12 protein-coding genes are annotated in these 11,907 nt (G+C 76.0%); 6 read left to right on the top strand and 6 right to left on the bottom strand.

Going from position 1 to position 11,907, the window contains the following annotated elements:
* Positions 1–201 precede the first annotated feature (201 nt).
* Positions 202–351, top strand: coding sequence for a hypothetical protein (locus AS188_RS16830; RefSeq protein ID WP_157570911.1), 150 nt, complete (start codon positions 202–204; stop codon positions 349–351).
* A gap of 15 nt (positions 352–366) precedes the next feature.
* Here AS188_RS16830 and AS188_RS04370 read toward each other — a convergent pair whose 3' ends face one another.
* Positions 367–1,278 carry a phosphotransferase gene (locus AS188_RS04370; protein ID WP_058857827.1) on the bottom strand — a complete coding sequence of 304 codons (912 nt, stop codon included), beginning with the start codon at positions 1,276–1,278 and terminating at the stop codon, positions 367–369.
* Between the two features lie 107 nt (positions 1,279–1,385).
* Here AS188_RS04370 and AS188_RS04365 point away from each other — a divergent pair, with 107 nt between their 5' ends.
* The 3 genes from AS188_RS04365 (at position 1,386) to AS188_RS17345 (ending at position 4,434) form a co-directional block, all read left to right on the top strand.
* Positions 1,386–1,871, top strand: a complete 486-nt coding sequence (locus AS188_RS04365; protein WP_058857826.1) for a glutathione peroxidase — start codon at positions 1,386–1,388, stop codon at positions 1,869–1,871.
* A gap of 172 nt (positions 1,872–2,043) precedes the next feature.
* Entirely contained in the window at positions 2,044–3,852 is a 1,809-nt protein-coding gene (locus AS188_RS04360) for an AMP-dependent synthetase/ligase (RefSeq protein WP_058857825.1), read from the top strand.
* Between the two features lie 21 nt (positions 3,853–3,873).
* A complete protein-coding gene (locus tag AS188_RS17345) occupies positions 3,874–4,434 on the top strand; it encodes a hypothetical protein (RefSeq protein ID WP_058857824.1) in 561 nt (186 codons plus the stop codon).
* Between the two features lie 176 nt (positions 4,435–4,610).
* Here the strand turns inward: AS188_RS17345 and AS188_RS04350 are convergent, their stop codons facing one another.
* The 5 genes from AS188_RS04350 to AS188_RS04330 form a co-directional block, all read right to left on the bottom strand.
* Positions 4,611–5,135, bottom strand: a complete 525-nt coding sequence (locus tag AS188_RS04350; RefSeq protein WP_169797982.1) for an excalibur calcium-binding domain-containing protein — start codon at positions 5,133–5,135, stop codon at positions 4,611–4,613.
* 120 nt (positions 5,136–5,255) lie between these two features.
* Positions 5,256–6,032, bottom strand: coding sequence for an SDR family NAD(P)-dependent oxidoreductase (locus tag AS188_RS04345; RefSeq protein ID WP_058857822.1), 777 nt, complete (start codon positions 6,030–6,032; stop codon positions 5,256–5,258).
* Positions 6,029–6,793 carry a FadR/GntR family transcriptional regulator gene (locus AS188_RS04340; RefSeq protein WP_058857821.1) on the bottom strand — a complete coding sequence of 255 codons (765 nt, stop codon included), beginning with the start codon at positions 6,791–6,793 and terminating at the stop codon, positions 6,029–6,031. Before AS188_RS04340 ends, AS188_RS04345 begins: the two co-directional genes overlap by 4 nt.
* Positions 6,786–7,703 (bottom strand): NAD(P)-dependent oxidoreductase, encoded by a 918-nt coding sequence (locus AS188_RS04335; protein ID WP_058857820.1) that lies wholly within the window; start codon positions 7,701–7,703, stop codon positions 6,786–6,788. The genes AS188_RS04340 and AS188_RS04335 overlap by 8 nt, the downstream gene beginning before the upstream one ends.
* A complete protein-coding gene (locus AS188_RS04330) occupies positions 7,700–9,181 on the bottom strand; it encodes a four-carbon acid sugar kinase family protein (RefSeq protein ID WP_058857819.1) in 1,482 nt (493 codons plus the stop codon). The genes AS188_RS04335 and AS188_RS04330 overlap by 4 nt, the downstream gene beginning before the upstream one ends.
* A gap of 116 nt (positions 9,182–9,297) precedes the next feature.
* Between AS188_RS04330 and AS188_RS04325 the strand changes: the two genes are divergently transcribed.
* Positions 9,298–10,818: a GntP family permease gene (locus AS188_RS04325; protein WP_058857818.1), complete on the top strand. Its 1,521-nt coding sequence runs from the start codon at positions 9,298–9,300 to the stop codon at positions 10,816–10,818.
* Positions 10,819–10,997: 179 nt separating this feature from the next.
* On the top strand, positions 10,998–11,891 hold the full coding sequence (locus tag AS188_RS04320; protein WP_058857817.1) for a hypothetical protein: 894 nt from the start codon (positions 10,998–11,000) through the stop codon (positions 11,889–11,891).
* The last annotated feature ends 16 nt before the right edge of the window (positions 11,892–11,907 follow it).

The raw sequence follows: 11,907 nt of genomic DNA, 5'->3' as shown, positions 1-11,907 counted from the left end.
GGCGGGGCCTGCGGCGTGCCGGGAACGGGATCCGCCGCGCACCGGGAGCCGGGCCTTCCGCAGCCCCGTGCCGACGAGTGCATGCACAGGTCTGGACATTGGTCCATCGCCGGGTGCCCGCGCCCTGCGTAGCGTGGACCGTGCCCCTCCCGCACCGGCGCCGCCGGTGCCGTGCCGACCTCCTCCCCCGAAGGACGCGCCATGATCCGCAAGCCCACCCGCCGGGACGTGACCTTCTCCCTCGGCGTGGCCGCGCTCTCCGCGGCGTTCATCGGCATCTCGGCCCCGGCCGGCGCGGAGCTGGACCCGGCCGAGACGGTCGTCTCCGCCCCGGTCCAGCAGCAGCGCTGAGCGCAGGCCCCCTCGTCAGGCGCCGCCGCGCGCGGTGAGCTGCGCGGCCGCGTGGGCCGCCACCGGCCCGAACCGCGGCCAGGATCCCGGACGGCCCGCCAGGGCCGCCGTGTACAGCGCCGCCCACGCGGCGGCACGGACCCACACGGCGTCGTCGTGGCCCCCGGCGGTGTCGACGACGGCGCGGAACCCCGCCCGCTGCCGCGCGTCCAGGCTCAGCCACGCGGTGGCCAGGTCGGAGGCCGGATCCCCGGCGCAGACGTCCCCGAAGTCCACGAGCCCGCTCAGCCGCCCGTCCCGGTGCACGAGGTTCCACGGGTGCGGGTCCCCGTGCAGCCACAGCGGCGGGCCCGTCCAGGGCGCGGCCCGCACCCCCGCCGCGACCACCTCCCGCAGCCGCGCGGCCGTGCCCGGGCCCAGGCGGCGGGCGAGCGCGGACCAGTCGGGCGGAGCCGTGGCCAGCCGCCGGTCGAGATCCACCCCGCGCCGGGGGTGGTGCGGGGCCCCGGCGGGCGCGGGGCGGTGCAGCGCGGCCAGGGCCCGGGCGAGGTCGGCGGCCGGCCGGTCGCGCCGCACCACGGGCAGCAGCGCCACGGGCTCCCCCGGCACCCAGTCCACGAGCGCCCACGGCCAGGGCAGGCCCGCTCCCGGGCGCCCGGCGAACCGGGGCACGGGCACGCCGAGCCCGAGCCGCACCAGCGGCGCGGCGGCCTCGGCGGTCCAGCGCAGCTCGGCGGCCAGCAGCGGCACGGCCGCGGCCCGCAGCGGCAGGCGCGCGGCACGGTCCTCCCCCACCCGGAAGACGGCGTTGTCCCAGCCGCGGGCGGCGAAGCGCACGGGCGCGCCGGCCAGGTCCCGCAGGCCGGCGGGCAGCTGCTCGTCCAGCAGCCGCCGGACCTGCGCCGTCGTCGGCAGCTCCGCGTCCACGCCCCCACGGTAGTGCGCACCCGGCCCGGGCGGGCCTCTCGCGGCGGACCCGCTCCCGGGGGCAGGATTGAGGACAGGACCCGTCCCCGAGCCGACCGGAGGCCACCGTGACCACGCTGCACGACTTCACCGCCACGACCATCGACGGCCGCGAACAGCCGCTGTCCGACTACGCCGGGAAGGTGGTCCTGGTCGTGAACACCGCGAGCGAGTGCGGGTTCACCCCGCAGTACGCGGGCCTGGAGGAGCTGTGGCGCAACTTCCGCGACGAGGACTTCGTGCTCCTGGGCTTCCCCTGCGACCAGTTCGGCGGCCAGGAGCCGGGCGACGAGGAGCAGATCGCGGACTTCTGCCGCCGCAACTACGGCGTCACCTTCCCGATGTTCGCCAAGGTCGAGGTCAACGGCCCCGGCGCCCACCCCCTGTGGGCGTGGCTGCGCGAGGAGAGGCCCGGGGTCCTCGGCGAGGACGTGAAGTGGAACTTCACCAAGTTCCTCGTCGGCCGCGACGGCCGGGTGGTCCGCCGCTTCGGGCCCCGCACCCAGCCGGCGCAGATCGCGGGGAGCATCGAGTCCGCCCTCGGGAGGGCCTGACCCCCGGGCGCGGCCGGAAAGCCCTGCGCGGACGCCGCCGGGGCACCGTCCCCCGAAGTGTGCCGCCCGACACGACCCCGTCCGGCTGTGCGGTGGATCACGCCCCGGTATCGTCGAGGAACCCGGACGGACGCCGGTCCCCCCGTCCGAGGACGAGACCCGAGGAGTCGTCGTGCGCGAACACAGCACCCCCCGCCTGGTGGACGTCCCACCGCAGACCAACGTCACCGACCTCCTGCTGCGCCAGGCGCGCAAGAGCTCGGACCCTGCGCTGTTCTCCCGCCCCGACGGGCAGGACGGGTGGACGGACGTGCCCGCGAGCGCGTTCCTCGCCGACGTCCGCGCCCTGGCCAAGGGCCTGGTGGCCTCCGGGGTGGGCCCCGGGGACCGGGTGGGCATCATGTCGCGGACCCGCTACGAGTGGTCGCTGGTCGACTTCGCCGTCTGGTTCGCCGGGGCCGTGTCGGTGCCGATCTACGAGACCTCCGCGCCGCAGCAGGTGGCCTGGAACCTCTCCGACTCCGGGGCCGTGGCCCTCGTGGTCGAGGCCGCCCGGCACGAGGAGGTCTTCCGCCGCGCCGCCGAGGGCGAGGACCTCTCCGCCGTGCAGCACGTGTGGCGGATGGAGGACGACGGCCTCGAGGCCCTGCGCGCGGCCGGCGCCGGGGTCGACGACGACGAGCTCGAGCACCGCCGGGCCGCAGCGGGCCTGGAGGACCTGGCGACCATCATCTACACCTCCGGCACCACCGGACGGCCCAAGGGCTGCGAGCTGACCCACGGCAACTTCGTGGAGCTCTCCGACAACGCCCTCGCGGCGCTGCCCGAGGTCGCCTACGAGGGCGCCCGCACGATCATGTTCCTGCCGCTGGCCCACGTCTTCGCCCGGTTCATCTCCGTACTGGCCGTGGCCGCGGGCACCACCGTGGCCCACACCCCGGACCTGAAGAACCTGCTGCCGGACCTGCAGAGCTACCGGCCCACGTTCATCCTGGCCGTGCCGCGCGTGTTCGAGAAGGTCTACAACTCCGCGCAGCTGAAGGCGGAGGCCGGCGGGAAGGGCAGGATCTTCGCGGTCGCCGCCGAGACCGCCGTCGCCTGGTCGCGGGCGACGGAGCAGGGGAAGGTGGGCCTGGGCCTGCGCCTGCGCCATGCCCTGTTCGACCGGCTCGTCTACGGCAAGCTGCGCGAGGCCATGGGCGGGCGCGTCAAGCACGCAATCTCCGGCGGCGGGCCCCTGGGCGAGCGCCTCGGCCACTTCTTCCACGGCATCGGGCTCACGGTGCTCGAGGGCTACGGCCTCACGGAGACCACCGCCCCCATCACGGTCAACACCCCGGCGCGGATCAAGATCGGCACGGTCGGCCCGCCCCTGCCCGGCAACGCGGTGCGCATCGCCGAGGACGGCGAGGTCCTGGCCCGGGGCGTGTGCGTGATGCGCGGCTACTGGAAGCGCCCCGACCTGACCGAGGAGGCCTTCGAGGACGGCTGGTTCCGCACCGGCGACCTCGGGCAGCTCGACGACGAGGGCTACCTGCGGATCACCGGGCGCAAGAAGGAGATCATCGTCACCGCCAGCGGCAAGAACGTCAGCCCGGCGATGCTCGAGGACCGGATCCGCTCCCACGTGCTCGTCTCCCAGTGCGTGGTGCTCGGCGACAACCGGCCGTTCATCTCGGCGCTGATCACCCTCGACGAGGACGCCCTGCCGGGCTGGGCCGAGCAGCACGGGCTGCCCGCCTCGACCACGGCGGCCCAGGCCGCCGAGCACGAGACCGTCCTCGCCGAGGTCCAGCGCGTGGTCGACGCCGCGAACACCACGGTCTCCCAGGCCGAGCAGATCAAGGCCTTCCGGATCGCGCCCACCGACTTCACCGAGGCCGCCGGGCACCTCACTCCGTCGCTGAAGCTGCGCCGGGCACGGGTGCTCAAGGACTTCGGGGACCTCGTGGAGCAGATCTACGCACAGCCGCGCCCCTGACCCGCCACGAGAGGACCGACCATGACGCAGCACCCCGGCGACCCCCGCCGCGACGGGCAGGACCCGTACGCGCAGGACCCGCACGGACAGGCCCAGGGCGGCCCGCCCGCGGGCCACCAGTACGGGTCCGGCCAGTACGGGCAGGCCGAGTACGGGCAGCCGCCCTACGGCGAGGACCCGACCGCCCGGTACGGGCAGGGCCGGTACGGCCAGAACCAGTACGGGCAGACCGGCTCCTACGACCAGCACCAGTACGGGCAGACCGGCTCCTACGACCAGCACCCGCACGGACAGACCGCACCCTACGGGCAGGGCCAGTACGGGCACGCCCCGTACGCCGCGCAGGGCATGCCCGGCGGGTCCGAGCAGGGCCGCAAGCACCGCACGACCTCGATCGTGCTGGGCGTGATCGGCCTGTTCGTCCTGGGCATCGTCCTGGGGCCGCTGGCCGTGTGGCAGGCCGGCAAGGCGGAGAAGCTCGGGGTGAAGGCCACCGCGGGCAAGGTCCTCGGCTGGGTCGCGCTCGTCGGCAGCATCCTCGGCATGTTCCTGATCTTCGGCGGGGGCGGCGTCCAGCAGTAGCACCGCCCGGGGCGCCCCGTCCCGCCGGGACGGGGCGCCGTCCTGGCCTGCCGGCGCGCCGTTCCGGGTGCCGGCCGGGCGGGCGAGGACCACGCGGTCGTCCTCGAGCGGCCCGGTGACCGGGCCGTGGCCGGCGCACGCGACCGGCCGCAGCTCGACCCCTCCGGGAATGCGCCTCAGGCGCGGCGGCGCCGGGTCGCCGCGGCCGCCGCCCCGGCGCCCGCGAGGACCAGGCCGCCCAGGACGAGCGGCGCGGGACCGGGCCCGTCCCCGGCCGCCACGCCGGTGTCGGCACCGCCGACGGGCACCCGGTCCATCTGCGAGTACCCGTCGGCGGGCACGTCCCAGGACCCGGGGACCTCGTCCACGACGTGGTCCTGCTGCGCCCCGGGGGCGGGCAGGGTCGGCCCCGCCCCCGGGACCCGGTCGTAGATGTGGTGCTCGAACTGTCCCGGGACGACCTCGATCGGGACCCGGGTGGGGTCGTAGGGCCAGAAGTCGTCCTCGCACACGATCCCGTCCCCGTCCTCGTCCACGAGCTGGGGACCGTGGCCGGGCGCGCCGACCGGGATGTTGTGGACGCCGTACCCTGCCGCCTCGGCGCAGTCGCCGAACGCGTAGGCGGCGCTCGCGGGGGTCGCGGTGAGGCCGGTGAGGCCCGCCCCCGCCACCAGTGCCACGACCGCGGTGCTCGTCCTCATGGTGTCCCCACTGTCGCTGAAGGGCTCCGGCCGGTGCCGGAGCGGAGGAGATGGTGGGCGCATCGTAGTTCCCGGGTGCGAACTCCGTCCCGGACAGTCGCGGATGTGACGTGCGGGGGGTCAGGAGATCTGCAGGCCCCCGTTGACGTCGTAGGTGGCCGCGGTGATGTACCCGGCGTCCTCGCCCACGAGGAACGCCAGCAGTGCGGCGATCTCCCGCACGGCCCCGACCCGGCGCACGAGGATGTCCTGTGCCATGGCCGCCTTGCGCTCGTCGGAGAGCGTCCCGCCCATGATGTCGGTGTCCACGGCGCCGGGGGCGATGCAGTTGACGGTGATGTTGTGCTCGCCCATCTCGCGGGCCACGGCGCGGGTGAAGCCGATGATCGCGGCCTTCGACGCGCTGTAGGCGGACTTCGAGTAGGTGCCGCCGCCGCGCTGGGCGGAGATCGAGGAGATGCTGACCACGCGCCCGAGCTTGCGCTCGATCATCCCGCGCAGCACCCGCTGGGTGACGAGGAAGGTCCCGGTCATGTTGACCGCGAAGACCCGCTCCCACCCCTCCTTCGTCTCGTCCATGACGTCCGTGGGGGAGCTGATGCCGGCGCAGTTGACCAGGGCCACGACCGCGGGCAGCTCGGCCTCCACGCGGCCGATGGCCGCCTCGATGGAGGCCTCGTCGGTCACGTCCGTGCGCAGGCCGAGGGCGGGCACGCCGTGCCGCTCGGCGATCTCGCGGGCCGCCGCGGCGGCCTCGTCGCCGTCGACGTCCAGGACCGCCACGGCCCAGCCCTGGCTCGCGAGCAGGTCGGCGGTGGCGCGGCCGATGCCGCGCGGGGAGGCGGCGCCGGTGAGCACGGCGGTGCGCTCGGCGGGGAAGGGGATGATCTCGCTCATGTCGTGGTCCTCCGGGTCGGGTCGGGACGGGTGGGGTCGTGGTCGGGGCCGGCGGGCCGCGGGGAGCGGCCGATGTAGTGCTCGTAGTCCTCGCAGGTCTGCGTGATGTGGGCGTCCATCGCCCGGCGCGCGGCCTCGGGCTCCCCCGAGCCGATCGCTGCGAGCACGGCCCGGTGGTGGTGGATGGCGTGGCGCTGGACCTCCGGGAACGCGGAGGTCTCCCGCCGGGTGGCGTAGAGCAGCTGGCCGAGCTGGGCCAGCAGCACCGGGACGAAGGGGTTGCCGGAGGCGCGCAGCACGGCGTCGTGGAAGGCGAGGTCGGCCTCCGTGACGGCGTCCAGGTCCCCGGCGGCGTGGGCGTGCTCGAGGTCGGCCACGGCGCAGGCCATCGCCTCCAGGTCCTCGGGCCCGTGGCGGGTGGCGGCGAGCTCGGCGGCGCCGGTCTCGACCATCCGCCGGATCTCGAGCAGGCGCAGGGGCAGCTGCCCCGCGCCCACCCCGCGGGAGGCCGCCCGCAGGACGGCGTCGAGGCCCGTCCAGGTCTCGGGCGGGTTGACGTAGGTGCCCAGGCCCCGCCGGACGGTGACGACGTGCTGGGCCTGCAGCGCCTTGAGGGCCTCCCGGACGGTGACCCGGCTGACCTGCGCCTCCTCGGCGATGCGCGCCTCCGGCGGCAGCGCCTCCCCGGGGGCGACCTGCCCGGAGAGGATCCGCTCGAGCAGGGCCTCGGCGACCTCCTCGACGAGCGAGACCCTAGGCACCGGGGGTCTCCGTCCCGCCGCGGCGGCCGGGGGCCACGACGCGGATCACCGCGGAGTCGTCCGCGGCGCCCAGGCCCTGGGTGCGCCCGAGCAGGAACAGCTGCTCGGCGGCGGCCGCCACCGGGGTGGCCAGCCCGGCCGTGCGGGCGGCGTCGCCGACGATCCCCAGGTCCTTGACGAAGATGTCGAGCCGGCTGAGGACCTCGGCCCCGTCGTCGTCGTAGGCCTCGAGCATCCGCGGGCCGCGGTTGCCGAGCATGAACGAGCCCGCGGCCCCGGCCTCCAAGGCCGCGAGCGTGCGGGCGGGGTCGAGCCCGAGGGCGTCGGCGAGCGCGAGCGCCTCGGCGGCGGCGGCGATGTGCACCCCGCACAGCAGCTGGTTGACGGTCTTCAGCGCCTGCCCGTCCCCGGGGGCGTCCCCGACCACCGTCAGGGTCGAGGCCAGGCGCTCGAGCACGGGCCGGGCGGTGGCCAGGGCGGCGGGCTCCGCGCCGACGACGACGAGCAGGTCCCCGGCCCCGGCCCGGGCCGGCCCGCCGGAGAGCGGGGCGTCGACGAGCCCGACGCCCCGCTCCCGCAGGCGCTGCACCACGGGCGGGACCGCCTCGCGGCCCACGGTGGAGGTGAGGAGCACGACCGCCCCGGGGTCGAGGACCCCGGCCACGCCGTCCGGGCCGAAGAGGGCCTCCTCGAGCTGGGCGGCGTCCCGCACGGCGAGCAGCACCACCCCGGCCCCGGCGGCCGCGCCCCGGGCCGTGGGGTGGGGGGCGATCCCGGCCTGCTCGGCCAGGCACAGGCGGTCCGCGGCGATGTCGTGGCCGCGGACCGCGAAGGCCCCGGCGAGGCGGGTGGCGATGGGCAGGCCCATCGCCCCGAGCCCGAGGACGGCGACGGTGTCGGTGCTGGTCATCGGGAGACCTCCGGGTCGGTCGGGGTGCGGTCCGGGCCGGCCGCGGCGCTGAGGGTGCGCACGACCTCGGCGAGGGAGCCGTCCCCGCCGACGTTGCCGGCGAACACGACGTAGGGAATCCCGCGGGCGGGCCCGTCCACGGGCTCCCACAGGGAGACGATCCCGGGCAGCATCGGCCCGCGCACGATCGCACGGCGGATCCCCAGCCCGTGGGCGGCGACGTCGGAGGAGGTGATCCCGCCCTTGGCGACCACGAACCGGGGCGGGGACGCGGCGAGGGTGCGGCGGACGACGTCGACGACGGCCGCCGAGACGGTCCGGGCGATGCGCAGGCTCTCGGCGGGGTCCTCGGTGCGCACGAGCCCGCGGCTGGTGTGGAGCACGACGTCGCCGGTGGCCAGGGCCCCGGTCACGGCCTCGGCGGTGCGGGCCAGGCAGGCCTCGGCGCGGCCGGGGTCGAGGACCTCCTCGACGGGCAGCTCCACCGTGGTGGCGCGGGGGTGCTCGCGGGTCAGGACCTCGAGCTGGCGGGTGGTCAGCCCGACGTGGGAGCCGACGACGACGAGTCCGCCGGTGGCGGGGCCGTCCCCGCCGAAGCACTCCCGGCGGGTCAGGGGCGCCCGCTCCGGCTGGCCGATGCGGGCGCGCACGAACGGCGGGCCCACGCGGTGGAGCAGGTGCTTGCCGCGGCGCTCGGCCTCGGCCAGTCCCAGCGCCAGGGCGCGCAGGTCGTTCTCCGTGACGGCGTCGACGACGACGGGCACGCCGTCGTGCGCCGCCTCGAGGACGCCGGCGATCCGGTCGGTGCCGCCGCGCACGGCGTGCAGGTCGAGCACGAGCACGTCGTCGGCCCGCCACCGGCCGCCGGACTTCTCCTCGACCCAGCGGGGCAGCGCGGAGGACGAGTAGCCGAACGTGGCGTCGGCCGCGAACTCGGTCTCGGCCACGGGCACGAGCCCGCCGGCGCCGTCGCGCACCCGGTGCACGCCGCCGACGGTCACCCGCCCGGCCTCGGGGAACGCGGGGACCACCACGACGCCGTCCGTGGGCCGGCCCGCGCGCTCGGCCAGCTCCTCGGCGACGACGTCGGTCTCGAGGGGGAAGTGCCCGCGCAGCGTCGAGTCGCTGCGGGAGACGAAGCCGAGCTCGACCCCCGCCTGCTGCGCCGCGGCCAGGGCGTTGCGCACGGCCTCGCGGTTGCGCGCGGCGGCCTCCTCCGGGCCGAGGCTGCGGGTGTTGGTCAGCACGTACACGGCCGGGGGCCGCCGCCCGCCGATGCGGGCGCCGAGGGCCCAGGCGAAGTCCTCGACCTCCCAGCGGGTGAGCACGGGCAGGTCGGCGACCGACTGCGTGCCGGTCGGGTCGTCGTCGAGCACGACGAGCACGCGCCCGGAGGCGGTCACGGACGCGGCGACCTCGGCCGGGTCCACGGCGGGCTCCGGCGGGAAGGTCGACAGCAGCTCGGCTTCGGTGGTCACAACGCTCCCGCTCACTTGTCAGACGTCTGGACTGTGACTAGCCTCACACCCAGCGGCGTTTCCGTCAATCCGTGCGGCCCGCACCCACCGCAATCCCGAGGAGCTCTGATCTCACCGTGGACCTACAGCTGCTGCTGGCCCTGGTGCTGGGCATCGCGACCATCATCGTGCTGGTGCTGCGCACCCGGCTCGACGCCTTCGTCGCCCTGCTCATCGCCGCCCTCGTCACCGGCCTGGTCGCCGGACAGCCCGTGCTCGAGATCGTCTCGGCCATCACGACCGGCTTCGGCAACACCCTCGCCTCGATCGGCATCGTGATCGGCCTGGGGGTGGGCATCGGCAAGATCCTCGAGGTCTCCGGGGCGGCCAACGCCCTGGCCCTGGCCTTCCTGCGGGTCTTCGGCAAGGGCCGGGAGCCGTGGGCGCTGGGCAGCGTCGGGGCGCTCGTGTCGATCCCGGTGTTCTGCGACTCCGGCTACGTCATCATGAACCCGCTGGCCCGCTCGATCGCCCGGGTGAAGCGGGCCGGCTACGTCACCCTCGCCCTCGCGCTGGGCTGCGGGATGACGCTCACCCACCACCTCGTCCCGCCCACCCCCGGCCCGCTGGCCGTGGCGGGCATCCTCGGCGCCGACCTCGGGCTGCTGATCGTCGTGGGCCTGGTCTTCACCGTGGTGCTGCTGCCGGTCGTGGTGCTCTACGCCCGCTGGATCGGCCCGAAGCTGGAGCCCTCCGTGGAGGAGAGCGTCCGCGAGGCCGTCTACGGCACGGCCCGCACCGCCGGGGGCACCACCACGGCCGTGGCCGACCGCCCCGGGACCGCGGGCCCCGGACGCGGTGCCGACGGCGAGCTCGAGGACGGCCTCGACGCCGAGGCCCGCGGTCCCGTGGCCGATCCGGCCGTGGACCTCGGCGAGCCCCCGGCCGGCGCGAAGCCGCACCGGGTCGGGGCGTTCACCGCGTCCCTGCCGCTGCTCGTGCCCCTCGTGCTGATCATCGCCAACACCGTCACGGGGGCGATCGACCAGAACGCCCAGGGCGTGATCGGCGGCGACGAGTACGAGCCCTCCGCGTGGGCGGTGCCCTTCGCGTTCATCGGCAACCCGGTGATCGCCCTGGTCATCGGCATGGTGCTGGCCCTCTACGTGCTGCTGCCCCGCTGGACGCCGCGGAACAAGGCCCACGGCTGGTTCGCGGAGGCCGCGGCCTCGGCCGGACTGATCCTGCTCATCACCGGCGCCGGCGGGGCCCTGGGCCAGGTCCTGCGCAGCTCCGGGGTCGGCGACGCCCTGGCCGAGGCGATCGCCGCGACCCCGCTGCCGGCGTTCCTCGTCCCGTTCCTCATCGCCACCCTGGTGCGCATCGCCCAGGGCTCCGGGACGGTCGCGATGATCACCGCCGCCTCGGTCACGGCCCCGCTGGTGACCAGCCTGGACATCGCACCCGTGGTCGCCGCGATGGCGTGCACCGCCGGGTCCATGGTCTTCAGCTACTTCAACGACTCCTACTTCTGGGTCGTCACCCGCTTCACCGGCCTGCAGGGCGTCGACGCGCTGCGCGGCTGGTCGGGCATCACCACGGCGGTGTGGGCCGGGTCCATCCCGCTGCTGTTCGTCCTGAACGTGGTCCTCGGCTGAATCCGCACCGGTCCCCCCGCGACGCCGCGTGACGCGGGGGGACCGGTGCGCCCCGGTGAACCTCCTCACGCTTCCGGGCAACCTCCCCGGTGGGCCGGGCATACTGATCCGCGGCCGGCCCGCCCGAGGTCGCAGCGCACCGGCCCCGTGACCCGCGACCGGACCAGGACCAGGACCAGATGACACCGGAGAAGACCACCACCCCCGCACCGGCCGCCGAGGCGCCCGGCACCGTGGCGGCCACCGCCGTTCCTCCCGCCGTGGCACCCGATGCAGAGCAGACCCCCTCGAGCGGGACGGCGGAGCGGACCGAGGAGAAGAAGTCCGCCCTGAGCGTCCCGGGGCTGGTCACGGGCGCGGCGACCGCCGCGACGATGGCCGTGATCGGCGGCCACCTCAGCGTCGCCGGCACCGTGCTCGGCGCCGCGCTCACCAGCATCGTCTCCGGCGTGGTCGTCGCGCTCTACTCGACCTCGCTGGAGAAGGGCAAGAAGGGGCTGCAGAAGGTCCAGGGCACCGTGGCCGGCCGCCTGCGCCGCACGGGCACCGCCTCCGGGGCGGGCAGCACGGCCGTGGCCGAGGAGCGCGCCCCCTTCCCGGTCCGGCGCTTCCTGGCCAGCACCGGGGTGATCGTCGGGCTCGCGGTCGCGGCGATCTTCGCCGTCCAGGCCGTGACGGGCACCGAGCTCTCCGGCGGCACCGGGCAGCTCCAGCGCACCGTGACCGGCTCCGACGCCGTGGCCCCGCGCTCGGCCGCCACGACCACCCCGGTCGAGGACGTCCCGGCCGGCGGCGAGGGCGCGGCCGAGGGCACCGTCCCCACGGGGGCCGTTCCCCCGGACGCCCCCGCCGACGGGGCCGCACCGGAGGAGAAGACCGGCACCGGCCAGGGCGCGACCGGGTCGGACGGGCAGGTCGCGGACCCCGCGCAGCCGGGCTCGCAGGACCAGGGCACGCAGGACCAGGGCACCGGGGAGCAGGGCGCCGTCCCTGACGCGGGCGCGCAGAACGTCGCCCCCGGTGCGGCGGCGCCCGCGCCGGCCGCCCCGGGCGCCGCCGTGCCGGCGCCCTGAGCCGGCGGCACGGCGC

This window comes from Kocuria flava (assembly GCF_001482365.1).
In the GTDB taxonomy this organism is placed as follows: domain Bacteria; phylum Actinomycetota; class Actinomycetes; order Actinomycetales; family Micrococcaceae; genus Kocuria; species Kocuria flava.
The sequence above is the reverse complement of the archived record's forward strand: the minus strand, read 5'-3'. Positions and strand labels throughout refer to the sequence as shown.